The organism is Nostoc sp. DedQUE12b (genome assembly GCF_034530835.1).
Taxonomy (GTDB): Bacteria; Cyanobacteriota; Cyanobacteriia; order Cyanobacteriales; family Nostocaceae; genus Nostoc.
This window is the reverse complement of the sequence record NZ_JAVRCI010000056.1, coordinates 25,663-46,163: the sequence shown is the minus strand read 5'-3', so window position 1 is coordinate 46,163 and position 20,501 is coordinate 25,663. Positions and strand designations below refer to the sequence as shown.

The 20,501-nt window shown below is 42.2% G+C and carries 19 protein-coding genes, 1 pseudogene and 1 riboswitch; of the genes and pseudogenes, 10 read left to right on the top strand and 10 right to left on the bottom strand.

What is annotated here, in order from left to right:
• Positions 1–153: 153 nt before the first annotated feature.
• The 4 genes from ntrB (at position 154) to RMY16_RS23540 (ending at position 4,467) form a co-directional block, all read left to right on the top strand.
• On the top strand, positions 154–1,005 hold the full coding sequence (gene ntrB / locus RMY16_RS23555) for a nitrate ABC transporter permease (protein ID WP_322668007.1): 852 nt from the start codon (positions 154–156) through the stop codon (positions 1,003–1,005).
• Positions 1,006–1,091: 86 nt separating this feature from the next.
• Entirely contained in the window at positions 1,092–2,534 is a 1,443-nt protein-coding gene (locus tag RMY16_RS23550; protein ID WP_322738378.1) for an ABC transporter substrate-binding protein, read from the top strand.
• Between the two features lie 54 nt (positions 2,535–2,588).
• Positions 2,589–3,425: an ABC transporter ATP-binding protein gene (locus tag RMY16_RS23545; RefSeq protein ID WP_322668030.1), complete on the top strand. Its 837-nt coding sequence runs from the start codon at positions 2,589–2,591 to the stop codon at positions 3,423–3,425.
• Positions 3,426–3,462: 37 nt separating this feature from the next.
• Positions 3,463–3,644, top strand: a riboswitch (cyclic di-AMP (ydaO/yuaA leader).
• 202 nt (positions 3,645–3,846) lie between these two features.
• A complete protein-coding gene (locus tag RMY16_RS23540; protein ID WP_322738382.1) occupies positions 3,847–4,467 on the top strand; it encodes a universal stress protein in 621 nt (206 codons plus the stop codon).
• Positions 4,468–5,102: 635 nt separating this feature from the next.
• Here RMY16_RS23540 and RMY16_RS23535 read toward each other — a convergent pair.
• Positions 5,103–5,315, bottom strand: a complete 213-nt coding sequence (locus tag RMY16_RS23535) for a high light inducible protein (RefSeq protein WP_094350426.1) — start codon at positions 5,313–5,315, stop codon at positions 5,103–5,105.
• A gap of 41 nt (positions 5,316–5,356) precedes the next feature.
• Positions 5,357–5,560 (bottom strand): high light inducible protein, encoded by a 204-nt coding sequence (locus tag RMY16_RS23530; protein WP_322668009.1) that lies wholly within the window; start codon positions 5,558–5,560, stop codon positions 5,357–5,359.
• Between the two features lie 129 nt (positions 5,561–5,689).
• Here RMY16_RS23530 and RMY16_RS33110 point away from each other — a divergent pair, with 129 nt between their 5' ends.
• The 3 genes from RMY16_RS33110 to RMY16_RS23515 all read left to right on the top strand — a co-directional run bounded on the left by RMY16_RS33110 (position 5,690) and on the right by RMY16_RS23515 (position 9,988).
• Positions 5,690–5,863, top strand: coding sequence for a hypothetical protein (locus tag RMY16_RS33110; protein ID WP_416211692.1), 174 nt, complete (start codon positions 5,690–5,692; stop codon positions 5,861–5,863).
• 438 nt (positions 5,864–6,301) lie between these two features.
• On the top strand, positions 6,302–9,427 hold the full coding sequence (locus tag RMY16_RS23520) for an MFS transporter (protein ID WP_322738377.1): 3,126 nt from the start codon (positions 6,302–6,304) through the stop codon (positions 9,425–9,427).
• Positions 9,428–9,715: 288 nt separating this feature from the next.
• Positions 9,716–9,988 carry a hypothetical protein gene (locus RMY16_RS23515; protein ID WP_322668011.1) on the top strand — a complete coding sequence of 91 codons (273 nt, stop codon included), beginning with the start codon at positions 9,716–9,718 and terminating at the stop codon, positions 9,986–9,988.
• A gap of 432 nt (positions 9,989–10,420) precedes the next feature.
• On the opposite strand, the gene RMY16_RS23510 is transcribed toward RMY16_RS23515, so the two are convergent.
• The 3 genes from RMY16_RS23510 to RMY16_RS23500 form a co-directional block, all read right to left on the bottom strand.
• Entirely contained in the window at positions 10,421–11,251 is an 831-nt protein-coding gene (locus RMY16_RS23510; RefSeq protein WP_322668032.1) for a dienelactone hydrolase family protein, read from the bottom strand.
• Between the two features lie 557 nt (positions 11,252–11,808).
• The gene (locus tag RMY16_RS23505; protein ID WP_322738376.1) at positions 11,809–12,330 is read right to left on the bottom strand and encodes a DUF29 family protein; all 522 of its coding nucleotides are present in this window, start codon (positions 12,328–12,330) and stop codon (positions 11,809–11,811) included.
• A gap of 95 nt (positions 12,331–12,425) precedes the next feature.
• Complete coding sequence (locus RMY16_RS23500) at positions 12,426–13,049, bottom strand: class I SAM-dependent methyltransferase (protein ID WP_322738375.1); 624 nt, start codon at positions 13,047–13,049, stop codon at positions 12,426–12,428.
• 93 nt (positions 13,050–13,142) lie between these two features.
• On the opposite strand from RMY16_RS23500, the gene hemH reads away from it, so the two are divergent.
• On the top strand, positions 13,143–14,309 hold the full coding sequence (hemH, locus tag RMY16_RS23495) for a ferrochelatase (RefSeq protein ID WP_322738374.1): 1,167 nt from the start codon (positions 13,143–13,145) through the stop codon (positions 14,307–14,309).
• A gap of 167 nt (positions 14,310–14,476) precedes the next feature.
• Here the strand turns inward: hemH and RMY16_RS23490 are convergent, their stop codons facing one another.
• Positions 14,477–15,016: a DUF4126 domain-containing protein gene (locus RMY16_RS23490; RefSeq protein ID WP_322668015.1), complete on the bottom strand. Its 540-nt coding sequence runs from the start codon at positions 15,014–15,016 to the stop codon at positions 14,477–14,479.
• 323 nt (positions 15,017–15,339) lie between these two features.
• Here RMY16_RS23490 and RMY16_RS23485 point away from each other — a divergent pair, with 323 nt between their 5' ends.
• Entirely contained in the window at positions 15,340–15,498 is a 159-nt protein-coding gene (locus tag RMY16_RS23485; RefSeq protein ID WP_322738373.1) for a hypothetical protein, read from the top strand.
• A gap of 127 nt (positions 15,499–15,625) precedes the next feature.
• Here RMY16_RS23485 and purB read toward each other — a convergent pair whose 3' ends face one another.
• From purB to RMY16_RS23470, 3 genes are all read right to left on the bottom strand, one after another.
• Entirely contained in the window at positions 15,626–16,921 is a 1,296-nt protein-coding gene (gene purB, locus RMY16_RS23480; RefSeq protein WP_322668016.1) for an adenylosuccinate lyase, read from the bottom strand.
• 40 nt (positions 16,922–16,961) lie between these two features.
• Positions 16,962–17,513: a DUF421 domain-containing protein gene (locus RMY16_RS23475; protein ID WP_322738372.1), complete on the bottom strand. Its 552-nt coding sequence runs from the start codon at positions 17,511–17,513 to the stop codon at positions 16,962–16,964.
• Positions 17,514–17,690: 177 nt separating this feature from the next.
• On the bottom strand, positions 17,691–18,707 hold the full coding sequence (locus tag RMY16_RS23470) for a YihY/virulence factor BrkB family protein (protein ID WP_322738371.1): 1,017 nt from the start codon (positions 18,705–18,707) through the stop codon (positions 17,691–17,693).
• A 234-nt stretch (positions 18,708–18,941) separates the two neighbouring features.
• Here RMY16_RS23470 and RMY16_RS23465 point away from each other — a divergent pair, with 234 nt between their 5' ends.
• Entirely contained in the window at positions 18,942–19,583 is a 642-nt protein-coding gene (locus RMY16_RS23465; protein ID WP_322738370.1) for a type I restriction endonuclease, read from the top strand.
• A gap of 9 nt (positions 19,584–19,592) precedes the next feature.
• Here RMY16_RS23465 and RMY16_RS23460 read toward each other — a convergent pair.
• Positions 19,593–20,474 (bottom strand): annotated as a pseudogene (locus tag RMY16_RS23460) (YifB family Mg chelatase-like AAA ATPase); the annotation flags it as partial.
• Positions 20,475–20,501 lie beyond the last annotated feature (27 nt).

Below are 20,501 nucleotides of genomic sequence, written 5' to 3'. Positions count from 1 at the left end.
ATCTCTCAGCCCTAGCCCGTCAGCTAACTTCGTAGGCATTGAGAGGAGACTGAAGAGACGGCATTTTTTTTATAATGTTCCGATCTCATCGGTGTCCAAGGCTGGTACTGCTCGGATTCTTTGTACCTGCACTTAAATCTGTTGAGGTTGTAAATGATATTCCAATTAAATTTAGCAGCGATCGCTGCGATCGCTGGACAAGCTGCTTGGAAAAAGACAAAACCTGTCGTCGTTAGAGATGTCTTCTTTCTACCTGTGTTGGGGTTCTTGGGAATAATTGTGCTGTGGTGGATTGTTGCACTTGCCAACCATGAATTGATGCCCACCCCACCAGAAGCGTTAATTGCTAATCTAGACTACATCTTAAATCCCTTCTACCAGCGAGGCCCAGGGAACTTGGGAATTGGTTGGTTGTTAATAGCAAGTCTGCGCCGGGTATTAGTAGGCTTTTTGTTGGGTGCGGTAGTAGCGATTCCTCTGGGGTTTCTAATTGGGATGTCCAGACCGGCAATGCTAGCGCTCAATCCGATCATTCAAATTTTTAAACCTGTATCGCCCCTAGCTTGGCTACCCATCGCCTTAGCAATTTTCAATTTAGCAGATCCTTCAGCCATTTTTGTCATCTTTATTACTTCCTTATGGCCAACAATTATTAATACCGCTTTAGGAGTTTCTAGCGTTCCCAAAGATTATTTAGATGTGGCACGAGTGTTGGAAATGCCACGTTGGCGGCGGATTACAAAAATCATTTGGCCTGCAAGTTTGCCGTATATTTTTACAGGTTTACGAATTAGTTTAGGCATAGCTTGGCTGGTAATCGTCGCCGTGGAAATGCTCACAGGCGGTATTGGTATCGGCTTCTTTGTCTGGGATGAATGGAGTCGCTTAAACTTGAGTTCAGTCTTTTTAGCTGTGTTGGTAATTGGTGTAACTGGGTTAATTCTAGATTTTGCCGTGGACAAAATCCAAGAATTAGTAACCCATCGCCCTAAAACTTCCAACTAACAAAATTCGGCTGCTATCAAAACAGCAAGATGTAACATGACTCTGTGCCTGGAACGTGATAATTCATCACCAATGGAGCTACAAGAATGGGTGATATTAATTGGACTCGACGAGATATTATTAAAGGAATAGGAGCAACAACGGCGGGAATGGCGCTGTCCTCCTGTGGGATTTCAGGAGATAGATCAGCTAAAGGATTGACAGAAGAAGCCTTAGCTGTGCAACCAGTAGTTAAAAGCGGCGACCTAGAAAAAGCCGATCTGACAGTTGGTTACGTTCCCGTTAATGATTGTGCGCCATTTGCGATCGCCTGGAAAAAAGGCTTCTTCCGCAAGTATGGTTTGAACGTTACACTCAACCGCGAAGCCAGTTGGGCCACCTCCCGCGATGGTGTAATTTTTGGTCGCCTAGATGCTTCACCTGTGGTATCTGGTGCAGTTACTAATGCCAGAATTGGTGCTGAAGGCGCACGCCATGCCCCCTTGTGTGCAGCCATGACCATCCACCGCCACGGTAACGCCATGACCATGAACAAAGCCATGTGGGATTTTGGGCTACGTCCGTGGTACGAGTATCAAGAAAAATATGGCGATGGTGCTTTAGAAGCCTTTGGGCGCGATTTCCGAGGTTACTTTGACAAGCAACCGCCAGAAAACAGAGTTTGGGCAGTAGTATTAAGTTCCTCCATTTACGAATACTTTATCCGTTACTTATCCGCTGCCGCAGGTGTTGATCCCCTTAAAGAGTTTCGCGTCATCATCGTTCCACCCCCCCAAATGGTGACAAATGTGCGGATTGGTGCAATGCAAGCTTACATGGTTGCAGAACCTTGGAACACAAGGGCAATAACAGGTAACGAAAACATCGGCTTCACCTTTGCACAAGGCAAAGAAGTCTGGTTGGGACATCCAGATCGGCTTTTGGGCGTGATGGAATCTTTCATCAAGAAATATCCCAAAACCTATCGTTCTTTAGTCAAGGCGATGATTGAAGCCTGTCAGTATTGCAGCAAAGCAGAAAACCGCCAAGAAGTCGCCGAACTGATAACAGACCGTTCCTTTACAGGTGCTAGACCTAAAAAGAAAAATGCCCCAATTGCGAAATTTACAGGTCCGGCAATTCTCGGCGATTACAACTATGGCGGCTTTGACGGTAAAGACCGCACCATCAAAGCTGCTGACACCACGATTTTCTTCGATATTCCTGACAACATTCCCAAACAGCCAGGAGAACACTCCACATTCTTATGGAGATCCAGAAGTATGTGGTTGATGACACAAGCAGCGCGGTGGGGACAAATAAAGGAATTCCCCAAAAATGCCGATAAACTAGCAGAACTTGGCTGGAGAGCAGATTTATATCGGGAGATAGCATCTGAAATGGGCATTCAGTGTCCCAAGGATGATTACAAGGTCGAACCACCAGAAGTATTTATAGATAAGAAAAGCTTCGACCCCAGCGATCCGGTGGGCTATCTAAATAGTTTTGCCATCAGGGCTAATGCTCCTACTAAGTTTTTCATGTCTTAAATTCCAAGTTCAAATATTGACTGATGACTAAATTATTTCTGGAGCATTTTGATGATGGAATATACCTCATTACCTATTAATACTCAGACCAAAGTTATGCCCCGCCGCGGATTTTTAGAAATTGAAAATTTAGTCAAGTCTTATCCGACACCTGATAAAGATAACTTTGTCGTTTTAGATGGCGTTAATCTAACGATTGATGAAGATGAATATATTTCTGTAATTGGTCACTCTGGTTGTGGAAAATCAACTCTACTAAAGATAGTAGCGGGTTTAGAAAAAGCGACTTCCGGCTCAGTGCGGCTAGATGGAAAAGAAATCCGTGAGCCAGGAGCCGAACGGATGATGGTATTTCAGAATTATTCGCTGTTACCTTGGTTAACAGTGCGAGAAAATATCCGTTTAGCTGTCGATGAAGTGTTAAAAAATGCTAATCGATCTGAGAAAATTAGCATTGTAAATGAACACTTGGCAATGGTAAACTTGACGGCGGCGGCTGACAAATATCCCGATGAAATTTCTGGAGGTATGAAACAACGAGTAGGTATTGCCAGAGCTTTAGCAATTCGTCCCAAAATGTTGCTAATGGATGAACCTTTTGGGGCACTAGATGCGCTAACTCGTGGTAAATTGCAGCGGCAGGTATTGGATATTTGGGAAAATAATCGTCAGGCAGTGATGATGATTACCCACGATGTAGATGAAGCAATTTATATGTCCGATCGCATCGTCTTGATGACTAATGGTCCAGCTGCTAGTATAGGAGAGATATTAGAAGTTCCTTTTGAGCATCCACGCGATCGCGCCGCCATGCGAAACTCAAAAGAGTATTTTGAACTCCGCAACCACGCCCTAAATTTCCTCGATCGATATTTTGCCCAAGACGAGTAAATTAGATTATCATTTTTTTAGTGGGTAGCCTAATTCAAATTCATGAAAGCTGAATTTGGAACGGAGGAACCAATGTTTGGGGCTAATCTTGCAGAGAGCGGCAATTTAAGAGTAAAAAGTTTTAACTCAGCACTCACCACTCAGCACTCAGCACTCCTAAGAGAGAGACACCTTCCAGTCTTAGCCCGTCAGCTAACTCCGTAGGCAATGGAAGGAACCCCCAAGACTTTGGCTGTAATACAGTTATTATTGGGGTTTCCTTGACTGATTTAAGATTTGAAATTTTGGTTCTCGTCACTCAATCTAAAATCCAAAATCCTTCGACTGAGTGTAGCCGAAGCCCAAAATCTAAAATTGGTCGCCCTGCTTCTCATTACTAATTCATTTCATTGGGAGAAGTAAAGCTGTGCAAATTAAGCCAATGTTAGCGCGTCTGCAAAGTGCCACAGGTCGAGATGACTTAATTGAACAAATGGTACTGTTGCCAGAACCAAAAAAACCTTTTTCTCAAAAACCTCAAAGCTCAAAAGCAATTAACTTAATTGTTGCTTATGACGCATCTCCTAAAAGTCATACAGCATTAGATATTGCTTTTTGGATTGCCCATCAAACGCGTTTAGCCACTAATGCAGAAGTTACGGTTCAAGCCGTTTATGTAATAGAAGATAATCAAAGTAGTCAGTATCCAAATATCTTGACTTTTCCACAACAACAGCCTTCATTGGAATGTGAAGTTAATCTGGTATCAAAGTCTGTCACACAGGTATTAACTCAACCCAAGTTACAGACAGCTATCACTCCCCTACAACAAGCAGATATAATTCTCTGGCAAGCACGGAGTTTGGCTGAAGAATGGCAAGGTTCCTTTAAATCTCACCTGCGGTTTGGCTCCATTGCTATAGAACTTAACAAAGTTGTTGAATCAGAAGCTGCTGATATTCTATTTCTAGGTTGCAACTCTGTTAATCATCCCATGATTGAGGGTTTAGGTTCTAATTTCCCCTGTGCTGTTCTGGGTATTCCCAGTTGTATTGAGGAATAATTGCTGTTTGAAATTTAAGTAATTTTTATTATAGATAAGCCACCTAGTTTTAGGTGGCTTTTTCACTACTATGCAATAGACCTCTTGCAAAAATCCTTGAATCACCCCTCCCCAACCCTCCCCTTGTGAAGGCTACGGTGTACACAAAAGTCGAATTACCCCCCTTAATCCCCCCTTATAAATGGGGGGAAATCAGATATTTTGTTCCCTCCCCTTTATAAGGGGAGGGTTAGGGTGGGGTAAAACCTTGGTTAATCAACTATTTCAGACTTATGTATACACAAGGGGGGTCGATTCAACTTATGCAAGAGGTCTAATTAATTAAACTCAGGAAAGTAAGTGTAGAAGATTAACACTGTTATATTCTGCTGTAACATCTGGTAAATCATATCATGTTCGCATAATTAGTTATGATTTCCACAGTCATTGCACCCCACCCCTTAATCCCCTCCCCGCTTGCGGGGAGGGGAGACAAAGTGTAGTTTTGGCGGGGTGGGGTTCTTCGGGTTTAATAAGTAATCAAGCGAACATGATATCAGTACAAGAGCAAGTTGCTCCATATCTTGGTAAGTTCGTAATCAGAACTTAAGTCCTGACTACGAACTTAATTAACATGTCATAATCCGTGTGGCATACTAGTAGCCAATCAGATGTAAAACGTCGCGCAGGACGCTATAACCAGCTAAATCCCAAAGTAAATAAGCAAGGAATCCAATTGCCGCCAAGCGACCATTCCATATTTCCGCTTGAGGAGTCCAACCAAACAAAAATGCATTGCGGTCTATACCGTTGTATTCAGGTGCTACAACTGGTAAATCGGTAGAAGGACGAGTTTCTTGAGTTGCCATTTTTTTCTCCAAATTCTACTAACTTTTTAAGTCTTTAGTTTCTAGTAGCCAATCAGATGTAAAACGTCACGTAGGACGCTATAACCAGCTAAGTCCCAAAGTAAATAGGCAAGAAAGCCAATGGCTGCCAAGCGACCATTCCAAATTTCAGCTTGGGGAGTAAAACCAAACAGAAATTCATTGCGATCGCGGCCATTGTAAGCTTTAGCAATAGGTGGTAAATCAGTAGATGAACGAGTTTCCATTGTTTGTCCCTTCCAAATCAAGTTGGTTTGCTATTCTTTAAATGCTTTCCTAACTAATCAAGCGCAAAATTTCATGCAGAACCCTATAGTCAACTAAGCCCGAAAGTAAATACGCAATAAAGCGAATTATTGCCAAACGACGGTTCCATATCTCGGCTTGAGGAGTTTGGGCAAACAGAAAATCGTTGCGATCGCAACCATTGTATTCTGTTCAAATTATTGGCAAATGTCTGGAAAACCAAGTTGCCATTTTTTGACCTCAACGATTCGTTTGTTAACTTTAATGTAGCTATTCAGAACTAGAATTATTTCTGCCTGTAGGTAGAAACCACAAGCATTTCTTATGGACGACGAGCACAAAGGTATTGTTAAAAATAAATCCACCTAGAGAGGGTGATAAAAAATAGATATTTAAATAAGTTTAAACTATTATCTGAAAGCAAACTAGTATTTAAATAGAGTTACTCGCTACAAAGTAAGCAGTTAAAATTAAAAATTAGCCTTACATAGTAAATAATAATTGCTAATTTTATTAATTATTAATCCTGAGATACCTAAAAGTTATATCTTCCGCTGGATACGGTTTTCAGCCCTTGGAGAGATGCTTTAAGGAGCTAAATTCTACGATTCTGATCTAAAGAGTTAGGTATTGCCATAGGTAGAAACATAAATACTAAGAGTTGCTTCTCAAGAAATTCTTAATTCCCCCAAATTTAAACTTAGTAGGTAGAAGGAAATACAATGTTCCAAAGTACGGAAATCATGGTGGGACTCTATAAACCACTATTATGGTTAGCACAGGTTCAAGTAGACCCCTCAAACGTCACGCCAGCACAGGCCTCGGCTCTCATTTCTGGGCCGCGCTTTTTTGTGGCTTTAATCTCCGGTGTGATTCTAGCCTTTGCTTTCCAATTAGTTCTAACTAATCTCTCCCTTGCAGCCGGTATTTCCTACCTGGGGCACTCATCTGATTCGGATTCAGATAATGGGGAAAGTGAAAGTTTGGGCGGCAGCATTCGCAAAATTGGCACAGCAGTAGGTATTTGGACATTAGTTACTGTAACGATCGCCTTATTAATCGCTTCTTATCTAGCAGTAAAATTGAGCCTTGTCATCTCAGACCGAGGATTGGGAGCGACTCTCGGTTTGGTGATTTGGGGTGCTTACTTTTTGCTTTTAGTTTGGGTAAGTTCCACCACAGTCGGCTCCTTAGTTGGCTCGGTCGTAAATACGGCAACATCTGGGTTTCAGGCGATTATGGGGACTGCTACCGCCGCACTAGGCGCTAAAGCTGTGAATAACCAAGTGGTAGCCACAGCCGAAGCCGCCGCCGCCGCTGTTCGTCGAGAACTAGGAAGCGCCATCGACCCCGTGAGTATCCGGGAAAACATTGAAGATTACTTAGAAAAGATCCGTCCTCCAGAACTCGATGTGTCAAAGATTCGGAGTGATTTTGAAAATTTACTCAACGATCCACAATTAAAAGCGATCGCCGGGACTCCAGATATCCGCAACATCGACCGCCAAAAGTTTATCGAGTTAGTCAGCAGCCGCACCGATCTTTCCAAAAAAGATGTTAGCCGCATTGCTGATACCTTGTATAAAGTTTGGCAACAAGTGGTAAGTCAGCAACCACCCACAGAAGATCGGCTGGGTGAGTTAATGGATTATCTGAAATCACTCCCACCAGGACAAACCAAAACAGATGAACTCAACGCCAAACTGGATCGGTTATTAGCAGAAAAAGGTGGTTCCAAAGAAGCTGACCAAAACCAAAAGGCAGCCCCTGGCCCAATGCAAAGTACAATCCAGCAAGGACTATCCGCCTTAACCGCCACTGTGCTGGGACGGACAGATTTGCCTGATTTGGATGTAGAAAAAATCTTGGGTAGTCTCACTAGCGCTAAAGATAAAGTCACCCAACAAGCAGATAAGTTAGGCTTGCCAACCCCATCACAACCCTATAGCCCAATTCGGGCTGATGTCGAAAACTACCTGTACAATACTTATGCTTGGCAACTGAGTCCAGAAAGAATTGCCCAAGAATTTCATGATGTCATCTACGACCCAGCAGCTGACCCTGGAATCGTCCGCCGGGAACTAGAACGACTATCCCGCAATGATTTCGTCAAAATGTTGCAACAACGGGGATTGCTTACTCAAGGCCAAATTCAACGCATTGCAAATCAACTAGAAACTGTCCGCCAAGAAGTGCTAATAACAGTCAGAGCTATTGAAGAAAGAGAGATAGTTCAAGACTTGCAACGCGCAGTAGAAAGTTATCTGCTCGTTACTCCCAAGGCAGATTTGACAGCCGAAGGCATTGAGCGGAATTTTAAACCACTGTTGGAAGACTCAGAGGCAGATTACGAAACCCTGACATTGCGGCTGGCGCACATTGAACGCCAAGAAATTCGGGAGATATTGCTACAGCGTAATGATGTCCAGCTGTATGAAGTAGATAGCATTCTCGATGAGTTAGAAAAACAACGCGATCGCGTCTTGGTAGAATCCAAAGGATTAGCAGAACAAGCACAATATCAAGCAGAAACACTGTGGCTGAATGTAGAATCATATCTGCGTAACACAGGCAAATCAGAACTGAATCCTGATGCTATCCGTGCCGACTTCAAAAAGCTACTGGAAGATCCGCAAGCTGGAATTAGCTCAATTCGGGCGCGCTTGTCTCGCTTTGACCGCGATACCTTAGTACAATTGTTGAGTCAGCGGCAAGATTTGAGTGAAGATCAAGTTAATCAAATCATCAATGCTACTGAAGAGTCATGGCATAATATTCGCCACACACCCCAAGCTGTAGTAGATAAAGCTAAAGAGCAATACGACTCTGTGACAACAACGATCGCAGATTATCTCCGCAATACTGGGAAACAAGAACTGAATCCAGAAGGTATTCAGCGAGATTTGACCAAATTGTTTGAAAATCCCAAAGAAGGAGCCGTCGCATTGCGCCGTCGGTTGTCGCGGGTAGACAGAGATACACTGGTGAAATTGCTCAGTCAACGCCAAGACTTGAGTGAAGAACAAGTCAATGAAATCATTGATTCCACCCAAACTTCGATTCGTAACTTTGTGCGTGCGCCTCGTCGTCTAGCTAGCCGTACACAACAAAGAGTAGAATCATTCAAAGGTTATTTGGAAGAGTATCTGCGTCAAACGGGTAAAGAAGAACTCAACCCAGAAGGTATCAAACGCGACTTGCAATTATTGTTGCACGATCCGCGAGTTGGAGTAGAAAGTTTTGGCGATCGCCTTTCCCAGTTTGACCGTGATACCATCATTGCCCTGCTGAAAATTCGGGAAGATATTTCTGATGAAGAAGCTGCGCGGATTGCCGATAATATAGTGTCCGTAAGGGAGCAATTTGTCGAACAAGTACGGAGCATTCAACGGGGCATTCAAGATGCAATTGATGGGGTTTTTGCCCGCATTCGCAACTATCTTAACTCCCTGGATCGCCCAGAACTTAACTATGATAATATTAAGCGCGATATTCGCACAGTTTTTGACGATCCCCAAGCAGGATTCGATGCCCTGCGCGATCGCTTGTCCTCCTTTGACCGTGATACCCTAGTGGCAATTATGAGTTCTCGTGAGGACATCTCCGAAGAAGATGCCAACCGGATCATCGATCAAATTGAACGGGCACGCAACACAGTATTGCAACGTGCAGAACGTATACAGCATGAAGCCCAACGCCGTCTAGAACAGGTTAAGCATCAAGCACAGCGGCAAGCAGAAGAAACCCGCAAAGCCGCAGCTTCAGCAGCGTGGTGGCTATTTGCCACAGCATTCGTCTCCGCCATTTTCTCTGCATTAGGAGGAGCGATTGGTGTAGTAGCACCGTAGTTTAACAAGTTTTCTCCGCTAACTTTTCAGCCTCCCACAATGGGAGGCTTTTCTATTTTGGTGTTGCAATCATTAATTGAATTGTTAAAAGTATGTCTTTCAATATAGTCATATATGAATATCCTTTACTGCTCTAATCTCAGCAATTAGATAGGTGGAAATAGAATTGTTTTAATGTTTTAATTTTATTAAATAACTTGCAATCAAACCTCCCTCAGCCTATTATCAAAACATCACTCAGGAATTTTTGCAAGTTAATAACTATTACCTAAGTAGCAATCTCAAACAATGGAAAATACGTTAGTTGATAAAACCTTCCGTGATAGCAATGGTAAAATTGTTTTGGCTCAAATGCCAAACCCACCACTGATTCTTTGGATAGTAGCTAGTTTACTAACCCTAGTTTTTACAAGTGGCAAAATCAATACAGCGTTAGACTTTGTGGCATATGGCTCCTTGTTTACTTGGGCATGGATGGAGCTATTTCAAGGCGTTAATTATTTTCGCAGAGCGCTAGGTCTTGCCGTATTAATTGCTATGATTGTATATAAAATCCAGTAAAACTAAATATTTAAGTAAGAAATAATACTAATTAAAAAGGAGTTCCTAAACTCCCTTTTTTTGTCCAAAGTTCCAAATGTGAATAAAGTCATAATTTCAGTATGACTTTATTCAACTGTGTTTTCTGATTTAGTATCTTAAACTCCGAGCAATACCGCAAATCAATTAAATCGTGCAACAAACAAAGCTTACTGTAATTTTTCTGAAGATAAGGGACTTGTAAAAAATAAATTATCCCAAATTATTTATAAATTTGTAGGGGTGCAAGGCCTTGCGCCCCTACGACGGGATATTTTTTAACTGGAAGTCCCTTTCTTGGAATAATTTATTCTTTGGAAGTCCCTAAACAAATTTAATGCCAAGCTGGGGCTGAACGCCAGTGAAGCAATTTGGGACTTTGTTCAGCGTTACAGTTCATGAGTAGTTAATTTTTTAAACACCATTTTCCTTAAACCATGCCAAGAGGCGTTTCCAACCATCCTGAGCTTCTTTCTCACGGTAGGAGGGGCGATAATCGGCAAAAAATGCGTGGGGTGCATTGGGATAGACGAAAATTTCAGATTTGCTGCTACTGGATTGTAAACGATCGCGCATCTGCTCTATTGTATCAAGAGGAATACCTGTATCCTTCCCACCATAGAGTCCGAGAATCGGGACTGTCAGTTTTGATGCAACATCGACGGGATACTGGGGCTGAAGTTTGGTAGCATCGCCCACAAGTCGCCCGTACCAAGCTACACCTGCCTTCACCTGGGGATTATGCGCAGCATATAACCAGGTAATACGACCGCCCCAACAGAAACCTGTAATTCCCAACTTCTCGCCATTACCCTTAGCTGACTTCTTTGCCCACTCAACTGTGGAATCAAGATCGGATAACACTTGGGCATCTGGTACTTTGGCAACAATTGGACGAATTTCGTCTATATTGCTTAACTTCGAGACATCGCCTTGACGCACAAATAATTCTGGTGCGATCGCTAAATATCCCAACCGAGCAAAGCGACGAGTGATATCCTGAATATGCTCGTGTACGCCAAAAATTTCCTGGATTACCAGAATAATGGGGAAATTTTCACCAGTTGCTGGTGCTGCTCTATAGGCAGGAATTTCGCCATCTTTGACGGGAATTTTCACTGCACCAGCTACTAACCCCTTGGCATCAGTAGTGATGACTCCGGCAGAAATGGGTTGTACTGCAAGGGCAAAACCTGTCGCCACCGTAGCTGTTGCAATAAATTTGCGGCGCGTTATTTCTTTCATCATCTCTACGTTGAATTACTAAGTTCCCTTATATTTAGGTTACTGTATGGTGAAATGCGTGCAAGGGTAGGTGTACAAATTTCACACCCGAAAAAAAGTGCTTCTATCTCAACACCAGCAAGCGTTTCACCCCACTAATTGTCCAAATTCATCCGCGCAATCTCTGAAATGCTTACAATAATTGAGTTTCAGCCTTCAACCTTTCCCGACACTCTTTTCAAAGAAATTCTCTAATGCTATGATTGCTCTAGAATCGCGCAACCGCACCTTGAAAACTAAATATAGCTTGCCTTTCAGGCTCCCGCATTGCAATTAATCAAAATCCCTATTAGGGATTGAAACCTTAAATTCACCAAGACTACCATGCTCAATTGCATTGCAATTAATCAAAATCCCTATTAGGGATTGAAACGTTGCCAAGTTAAATCTGTGATTATTGCCATAGCTTGCAATTAATCAAAATCCCTATTAGGGATTGAAACACAAATCCGCTTAGTAATACTTTTCGGATATAAAAATTGCAATTTATCAAAATCCCTATTAGGGATTAAAAAATTTTACCGCCTACCTGTTTTCCAATCTTCTCCACCGGATAACTGAATTAAATTTTCAGCCACAACTGCGGTTAATTCCTTAGCTGAATAAGAATAAGTTAGCGCCAAAAACTTCAACGCAGTCTGAATAATTTGGTTCCTATCCACTATTTCAGACAGTTGGAATTGATTATATACTCCATTCATTACTTCATCACTAGCATCAGCGATCGCATCTTCAATCACTTCCTCTTTTATCAAGTTCTCCCACTCACCTAAATTAATATAGTAAGATTTTTTATTATCTTTGATATTAAGACTTTTAATTTCTCGGATTGAATTACGAATAGAATTTGCCCAAGAACCAGTTAATCGTTGTTCTACTTGGTTTTTAATCAAATGAATCAGTAGAATCCTTAAATAAGCTTGGATATTCCGCAGAATAGCTTGTTTACTCATGCCTTCTAATTCGTCTACAATTGCTAAGGCATCTGCATAACGTCCTTCCAAAATACTCTTTTTGAGGTCTATTAGTTCTTGCGTCATTTTTTCACAGCCTACTTGCTTAAGTACTATATAAAAACAACCTATACTCTATTAATAGCAGAGTCTCCTCACTGCCATTAATAAAGTAGTATTGTTCACTTCTTCGCCTGTATCACTTGCAAACTCCCACCCGCATATAAAGTAGACTTATTCACTTTAAAGCCAGTCTTAGCTAACAACTCAGCTAAATCAGTTTTCAGTAATTCCCAAGCTGTTTCCGTCTCAAACAGCAATAAAAACACCGATATCCCAGGCCAAAACATCGGATTTGTTGGAGCGTGAAAATCTACCAATGTAAACACTCCTCCTGGCTTCAGCACCCGATAAACTTCATTAATAATTTTTCGTAATTGCTGAGGCTGCATCTCGTGTAATGCAACGCTGGTATGTACCACATCAAACAAATTATCTGCAAATGGCATCTCTTCAGCAAAAGCTTCTATGTATGAAGCTTCCGGGACATTTAGCCGCGCCCGTTGCAAAGACTTGGGTGAAGCGTCTAATCCTGTTACATTTTGTGAAGTTTTTACTAAAAACTCCGTCGTTTGGCCACTACCGCAACATAAATCTAAAACCTGAGTATCTGAGTGAATTGTTAAGCCTTGCAAAGCAAGTTGCCGAAAACGCGCTTCACCACCTACACTTAAGGCTGCTAAACGAGAGATACCATCATATAACCACTGATAGCGGTAACTCCAATCTCTTAAAATTGTTGCCATTGCATATTTCCTTGCTATTAAGCTTTATATTTAATAAAGATATATTGTTAACATTAGTAAAAAACCTGAAAAGATTGGGGGAAAGTAACTGCTATGGGTCGTGTAGGCGTCTTATTACTCAATCTCGGTGGCCCTGATAAGCTAGAAGATGTCGGGCCGTTTTTGTACAATCTATTTTCCGATCCGGAAATTATTCGCCTACCATTTCGCTGGTTGCAAAAGCCCCTAGCCTGGTTTATTGCCACACGGCGAACCAGAACATCTCAAGAAAATTATAAGCAAATCGGTGGTGGTTCCCCATTGCGGCAGATTACAGAAGCCCAAGGTGAAGCTCTAAAAGAACAGTTAGGTTATTTGGGGCAAGAAGTTAATATCTACGTGGGAATGCGTTATTGGCATCCCTATACAGAAGAGGCGATCGCCCAAATTACCCAAGATAAGGTAGAACACCTGGTAATATTACCACTATATCCCCAGTTTTCTATCAGTACCAGTGGTTCCAGCTTCCGGCTTTTAGATAAACTTTGGCAAGAAGATCCAAAACTTCAACCGATTGATTACACCGTCATTCCTTCTTGGTATAAACAACCAGGCTATCTTCAAGCAATGGCGCAACTCATAGCCCAGGAACTTGAGCAATTCCCTAACCCGGATGACGTTCATATATTCTTCAGTGCTCATGGCGTTCCGAAAAGCTACGTTGAAGAAGCAGGCGACCCTTACCAGATAGAAATTGAAGAATGTACTGCGTTGATTATGCAGACTCTCAATCGACCCAATGCCCACACCTTAGCTTACCAAAGTCGTGTCGGCCCAGTAGAATGGCTCCAACCCTATACTGAAGATGCCCTCAAAGAACTAGGCGCAGAAGGCGTGAAAGATTTGGTTGTGGTGCCAATCAGTTTTGTCTCAGAGCATATCGAGACACTACAAGAAATTGATATTGAGTATCGAGAAGTAGCCGAAGAATCAGGAATTCACAACTTCCGCCGTGTACCGGCTCCCAATACCCATCCAGTGTTTATTAATGCACTAGCCGAATTAGTGATTGATGCACTGAAAAACCCCAGCTTCAAGCTTTCGCAAGCTGCCCAAATGAAAAAAATGGTAAAAATGTACCCCCAAGAGCGTTGGGAATGGGGTCTGACAACTAGTGCTGAAGTATGGAATGGTCGGATTGCGATGCTGGGTTTTATTGCCTTAATCGTAGAGCTGATTACCGGTCACGGCTTCTTGCACATGATTGGGCTTTTGCAGTAAATGAAAAGAGTTAGGAGTTAAGAGTTAGAAGTTTTAAATTTTTCTCGCTAACTTTTCACTCTTAATTTCTATCTTTATTGCTAACCCTTCTCTACGAGACGCTCCGCCTAGCTTGCTTCCCCGGAGGGGTACGGCAGGCTCAGAGCATCGCTTCTCACTTTTAACTCCTAACTTTTCTGCCGATACCAGTTATACCACTGCTTCGCACTACGAACTGCGAACCAAAGCAGTATTAAAGCAATTACTCCTCCTTGCCAAGGAGCATCAAAGGCAAATAGTACTAGAGCAATGCACAAGGTATCTTGAAGAAAGACTGCCCACAGTGGTAAGCCACGTAACCGATAGAACCAACCAATTTGGACGAGCTGGAGTACCAAAGCTAATAAACCTCCAATTATGGCAATCAGCCAGTTTGGAGTTGCTGTTGCTGTAGCTACTCCTAACCCCATAATTGCGCCTACAAGGGGAGACATGAATAACTGAATCACTTGGAGTAATCTTTGCCCCCAGAGCTTTTTTGAGCCTAATAATTCAATTAATGACCAACTGGTGAGGCAACATAATAATATTGGTGGAGAAATGTGAGATAAAATTGGAACTTGTGACCACAAGTTGCTACCCTGCAATAAGCCAATAATTAGCAAAGGTGTGCCTATTCTCATTCCTGCTGCTGCAGATGCAGAAAGTGTGGCTAGGATTTCAATCATCAAAGCACTCGTAATATTAATAAATAACTAAGTATTTGTTATGTATACTACCCAGTGCTGGCAATAATTCGAGCATCAAACAGATTGCAATATTAAATGTTGTTGGGATCTTTACACAGCAGAATTTAGAATTCAGGAGCGATGCCCTGAGCCTGCCAAAGGGTCAGAATGGGCTGTGCTAACAGAAGCAAGACAGGCTTTATACCTGACTTTGAGACTTACAGCTATTTTCAGGTAAATAGACCACGCGGTAGGAGCGTAAGGCCTTGCGCCCCTACGATGGGTGTGCTTCAAATATAGCCGTAGTCACACAGATTAGGACAGTGTTGATTGCTCAAAGTCTTGAAAAAACTGGATTTTTACTCAGCACTCAGAACTCAGCACTCAGAACTCAGCACTCAGCACTCAGCACTCAGAACTCAGCACTCAGCACTCAGCACTCAGCACTCAGCACTCAGAACTCAGCACTTAGCTATACATGAAAACTGCTGTAACTTTGATACCTCACTAACTTGAAATTCACTGTATATCTTTTTTGTGATATCTGCGTATTTTTGGGGTAACAGGTTTGTAGTAAGCGTTTAAACGCTTACTACAAGCAAATTAATCCTAAATACCTAATCGTTGGTAAACTTCTTCTAAATGCCGCAGATGTTGCTGGGGGTCGAAACAAACCTCTAGTTCTGCTGAAGACAACTTTTGGGTAACACGCGGATCTTTGCTAATCAAGTCTTGGAAGTCTCCTTCTGGCTGATTCCAAGCAGCGTGAGCGCTTTCTTGAACGATCGCATAAGCCTCTTCTCGGCTGCTTCCCTTGTCTATCAAAGCCAGTAACACTTTTTGGCTGAACACAACGCCGCCGTAACAGTTGAGATTGCGTTTCATATTCTCAGGATAAACCAACAGGTTTTTGACCAAATCGGTTATTTCTGACAACATAAAATGCGTCAAAGTACAAGCATCTGGCAAAATTACCCGTTCCACAGAACTGTGAGAAATGTCTCGTTCATGCCATAAAGCAACGTTTTCTAAAGCTGCACCAGCATGACTTCTGACGAGTCGTGCCATTCCCGTCAATCGTTCCGACCGGATGGGGTTACGCTTGTGTGGCATGGCTGAGGAGCCTTTTTGACCTTTGGCGAAAAATTCTTCAACTTCTAAAACGTCTGTTTTTTGGAGATTGCGAATTTCTACAGCAAAGCGTTCAATGGTTGCGGCTACCAAAGCTAATTGTTGCACGTAGTCAGCATGGCGATCGCGGGAAATAACTTGGGTTGAGGCTGCATCGGGTTCGAGTCCGAGTTTTTGACAAGCGATCGCTTCTACACGCGGTTCAATATTGGCATAGGTTCCGACTGCACCGGAAATTTTACCGACAGCGATCGTTTTGCGGAGTATTCTCAGACGTTCTTGGTGTCGCAACACTTCTGCTAACCAACCAGCTAGTTTAAAACCAAAAGTAATCGGTTCAGCATGAATACCGTGCGATCGGCCAGCCATCACTGTATGACGATGTTCCCGTGCTTTTTGGCGAATTACCTGAATCAAATCTTCCAAACGTTGCAATAATATATCCAGGCTAGCAACTAATTGCAGTGCTAAAGCTGTATCCAAAACATCCGAACTAGTTAAACCCAAGTGAATGTAGCGTCCGGCATCACCAACATATTCATTGACGTTTGTCAAAAAAGCAATGACATCGTGCCGGACTACAGCCTCAATTTCTAGCACCCGCTTTGGATCAAAATCTGCCTTGGCTTTAATTTCCTCAACCGCCTCAGATGGAATGTAACCAAGTTCAGCTTGAGCCTCACAAACAGCAATTTCGACTTGCAGCCAAGTTTTTAGTTTATAGGTTTCACTCCACAGATTAGCCATTTCGGGCAAAGTATAACGCTCAATCACAGTTCGGCACAGAATACAACCGTCATATTTTACAGTCTAATTAATGTACATCGCTTTTTAACGGTACTTTTTGCTCAGGGACGGAACTAGTTTTTGAATCCGACGTGATGATACTAATCCTGCCGTCAGCCTCCATATATGCCAACTTCACATCAGCCAAAAATTCCACACCTTGCTGACGTAACTTGCTCATCAACTCATCATCTGTAATTAACTCTCGTTGCAGATGGCGTTCAATCATCCGACCGTTTTTTACCAGTAGCAATGGTGGCGGATTCAAGAAACGTTGAAACTGGGGAAGTTTGTAGCCTAACCAGTTTAGCAAGTAACTCCAAAAAATTACTGTTCCGACCAGAATCGCCCCTTCAGTAATTGATGTGTAATTACTTGCCATAGCATTTTGAGCAGCTTCCGCAAATAGCACAACTACAAGTAAATCAGTAATTCCTAGTGTTCCTAATTGCCGACTAGGAAGTAGGCGTAGTACTGAGAATAGCGCTAAGTATACCAGCGATCCGCGGATAATCAATTCAAAGATGCTGATGCTAGGAATAAAAATTGCTTGCCAATTGATAAAAAACCATTTTTCCATTAGCACTAATTTTCTTCCTTTTTCAATACAATTCTGGAAAATTCAGTATAAAAATAATTCAGAATTGCTGAATTATTTACTCATCAGCTGTGGCAATAAGAACTAATTCACTGGGCTGGATATTAGATACTTCAATATCTATTAGATTTACAAATATAAATCTCCAAGAATGAAGGATTAAAATCGCTGATTTTTTCTTCTCTGCTTTAAGCGTTTGGGCTTTCTAAAATACTGAAAAAAGCGATTAATAAAGCGAGAGGATGGCTTTTTATTAGTTGATGCTTGTCTTGTTGGAGCCTTGCCATTATAGTTTGTATTATCAGATAGATGTACAGCATTTTTAGTTGGAACTATGCCGCTTCCATGCCTTCGGGAATAAACTTGAGTAAATTCTGCACCGAAGAAAAGAATCTGTGCGGCATAGTTAACCCAAGCTAAAATTACCACTAGTGAACCAGCAGCACCATAGGTCGATCCAAAACTGCCATTACCTAAATATTGTCCTAATAAGAATCTCCCAATAGAGAACAAACCTGAAGTAAGAGCAGCTCCAACTAAAACATCACTCCATGCAATTTTAACATCTGGTAGAACTTTAAAAATTAGTCCGAACAGCAGTGTCGTGATTGCAAAAGAGATGATTAAATTAGCAATTTGCCAGATGAAATCGAAACCTGGTAATAAGTTACTAAAGTATGTTACTAAGGTTGCTAGTATCGTACTAATTACTAGAGAAACTAAAAGTAAAAAGCCGATTCCGATCACCATTGCAAAAGACAAAACGCGGAGGCGAATCATATTATTTATGCCACGTCCAGGTTTGGGTTTCACTTCCCAAATCGTGTTCATGGCATCTTGCAACTCAGTAAATAAGCCTGTAGCACCTAATAGGAGAACTACAACACTAATAATCGAAGCGATCGCTCCTGTCTTTGGTTGGTTAGCATTTTGGATGGCTGTTTCGAGAAACTTTGCGCCATCTACCCCGACTAAACCTTGAATTTGTCCGACAATTTGACCTCTTGCCGCTTCCTCTCCAAATACCGCACCTGCGATCGCAATTACAATAATTAGCAATGGTGCAATAGAAAAAATTGTGTAATAAGCTAACGCCGCCGCTAACCGCGAGGCTTTATCGTCGCTCCATTCTTTGAACGTCTCTTGTAATAACTTCCAAATTTCTTGCAAATTCATCCAATCAGTCTCCTTGTAGGGGATGTTGCTTAGTCCCTGATATATTGGATACTGATTTACTGAGTTGCGGCATCCTCCCAAGGATATTTGTGAAGCGTTCTTGGGGAGTAATTTAGAATTTTATAGTCAGATGACAATGGGATGTCTACAACGGGCGTAGCTGCGGCGCTAATTGGCGATAATAAAGATGCGCTGATGTTGATCCTATAGCAAAGTAATTTTTACCTAGAAGCAATGACACAGACAGCAGCAATTACAGAAGTGATTACCACTCTAGAAGATGCAGAAAATCGATTTGGTTTTGTCCGTGTTGAAAACGAGCAATTTTTCCCAGAGTGGTATGAGGGATTGTCTGAAATTACAGAAGCGGAAAAAACCTCTGTGGATGTCGTGCGCCGCAGGTATCTTTATCACCGTGCTGGAGGTGATTTACTAGAAGGGACAGTCATATTATTGTTGGTGTCACCAATACTTGCACTCTCTGGATTTTACGATCCTCCTTTCAAGATTAAGGCTGAATCATCCGTGGAACTAATATTAGATGATGGCGAAGAGATACTACGCGGACGAATTGATGTTTTAGTCTTACAAGATCAGTTGTGGGTGATGGTATTGGAGTCGAAAAAAACCACACTCTCAGTTTGGTCAGCTGTACCGCAAGCCCTAGCTTATATGATGGCTAACCCCAACCCCAGTAAACCTGTGTTTGGGATGGTGACGAATGGAGACGATATTTTATTTGTCAAAGTGATGCAAACAAATACACCACAGTACGATTTGTCAAGAGTTTTTGCTCCCTTTGCATCCGCAAGAGAACTGTACGCAGTTTTGCAAATTCTCAAGCGCATTGGTCAGTTAATTTCTCCTACCTCTTAGCGTTCTCTTTTATTGCATTCTATCTATCGTGCGATACTGAATCGCCTCCGCTACATGATTGGTTTTTAACTCATCTTCTCCCGCTAAATCTGCAATAGTTCGTGCTACTTTGAGAATGCGATCGCTTGCTCTTGCCGATAAGCCTAATTTTCTAATTGCTGCTTCTAATAAATTGCGGCTAGCATCATCTAACTTACACCATTTCTGAAGATGACTACTTTGCAAATGAGCATTGCAACGCAGATTTGCTTCTCCTTGGAAACGGGTAATTGCGCGATCGCTTGCTTGTTGGACTCGTTCGCGTACTGATATTGATGTTTCTCCCGTCGGTTGTTGGGTAATTTCTTCTGGTTTCAAGCGATTCACTGCAACTTGTAAATCAATTCGATCCATCAAAGGCCCGGAAAGTTTTGCCCAATATTGCTCGCGTTGGCGGGGAGAACAAGTACATTGTTGGATAGTATCGCCATAGTAACCGCAAGGACAGGGATTAGTACTAGCAACTAAAGTAAACTGCGCGGGAAACATGACCGATAATTTGGTGCGAGAAATTGTCACATAGCCATCTTCTAGAGGTTGGCGCAGAAATTCCAATACATCTCGTTTAAACTCAGTTAATTCGTCTAGAAACAGCACACCTCTGTGAGATAATGATATTTCTCCAGGGCGAGGGAAGCTACCACCGCCAACTAGAGAAGGCCCAGATGCCGAGTGGTGGGGACTGCGAAAAGGGCGATCGCGTACCAATGTACCACGATTTTTCAATAAACCAGCTACCGAATGAATGCGAGTTACTTCCAAAGATTCGGCAAAACTCAACGGCGGTAAAATTCCCGGTAAGCGCCTTGCTAGCATCGTTTTCCCACTACCGGGCGGCCCGACAAAAATGAGTTATCTTTAGCTCTTAAAAACAATTCT

What these genes read in the sequence shown, in the direction of transcription:
- ntrB (WP_322668007.1), top strand. Translation starts at nt 154, where the DNA reads ATGATATTCCAATTAAATTTAGCAGCGATCGCTGCGATCGCTGGACAA.
- RMY16_RS23550 (WP_322738378.1), top strand. Translation starts at nt 1,092, where the DNA reads ATGGGTGATATTAATTGGACTCGACGAGATATTATTAAAGGAATAGGA.
- RMY16_RS23545 (WP_322668030.1), top strand. Translation starts at nt 2,589, where the DNA reads ATGGAATATACCTCATTACCTATTAATACTCAGACCAAAGTTATGCCC.
- RMY16_RS23540 (WP_322738382.1), top strand. Translation starts at nt 3,847, where the DNA reads ATGTTAGCGCGTCTGCAAAGTGCCACAGGTCGAGATGACTTAATTGAA.
- RMY16_RS23535 (WP_094350426.1), bottom strand. Translation starts at nt 5,315, where the DNA reads ATGGCAACTCAAGAAACTCGTCCTTCTACCGATTTACCAGTTGTAGCA.
- RMY16_RS23530 (WP_322668009.1), bottom strand. Translation starts at nt 5,560, where the DNA reads ATGGAAACTCGTTCATCTACTGATTTACCACCTATTGCTAAAGCTTAC.
- RMY16_RS23520 (WP_322738377.1), top strand. Translation starts at nt 6,302, where the DNA reads ATGTTCCAAAGTACGGAAATCATGGTGGGACTCTATAAACCACTATTA.
- RMY16_RS23515 (WP_322668011.1), top strand. Translation starts at nt 9,716, where the DNA reads ATGGAAAATACGTTAGTTGATAAAACCTTCCGTGATAGCAATGGTAAA.
- RMY16_RS23510 (WP_322668032.1), bottom strand. Translation starts at nt 11,251, where the DNA reads ATGAAAGAAATAACGCGCCGCAAATTTATTGCAACAGCTACGGTGGCG.
- RMY16_RS23505 (WP_322738376.1), bottom strand. Translation starts at nt 12,330, where the DNA reads ATGACGCAAGAACTAATAGACCTCAAAAAGAGTATTTTGGAAGGACGT.
- RMY16_RS23500 (WP_322738375.1), bottom strand. Translation starts at nt 13,049, where the DNA reads ATGGCAACAATTTTAAGAGATTGGAGTTACCGCTATCAGTGGTTATAT.
- hemH (WP_322738374.1), top strand. Translation starts at nt 13,143, where the DNA reads ATGGGTCGTGTAGGCGTCTTATTACTCAATCTCGGTGGCCCTGATAAG.
- RMY16_RS23490 (WP_322668015.1), bottom strand. Translation starts at nt 15,016, where the DNA reads ATGATTGAAATCCTAGCCACACTTTCTGCATCTGCAGCAGCAGGAATG.
- RMY16_RS23475 (WP_322738372.1), bottom strand. Translation starts at nt 17,513, where the DNA reads ATGGAAAAATGGTTTTTTATCAATTGGCAAGCAATTTTTATTCCTAGC.
- RMY16_RS23470 (WP_322738371.1), bottom strand. Translation starts at nt 18,707, where the DNA reads ATGAATTTGCAAGAAATTTGGAAGTTATTACAAGAGACGTTCAAAGAA.
- RMY16_RS23465 (WP_322738370.1), top strand. Translation starts at nt 18,942, where the DNA reads ATGACACAGACAGCAGCAATTACAGAAGTGATTACCACTCTAGAAGAT.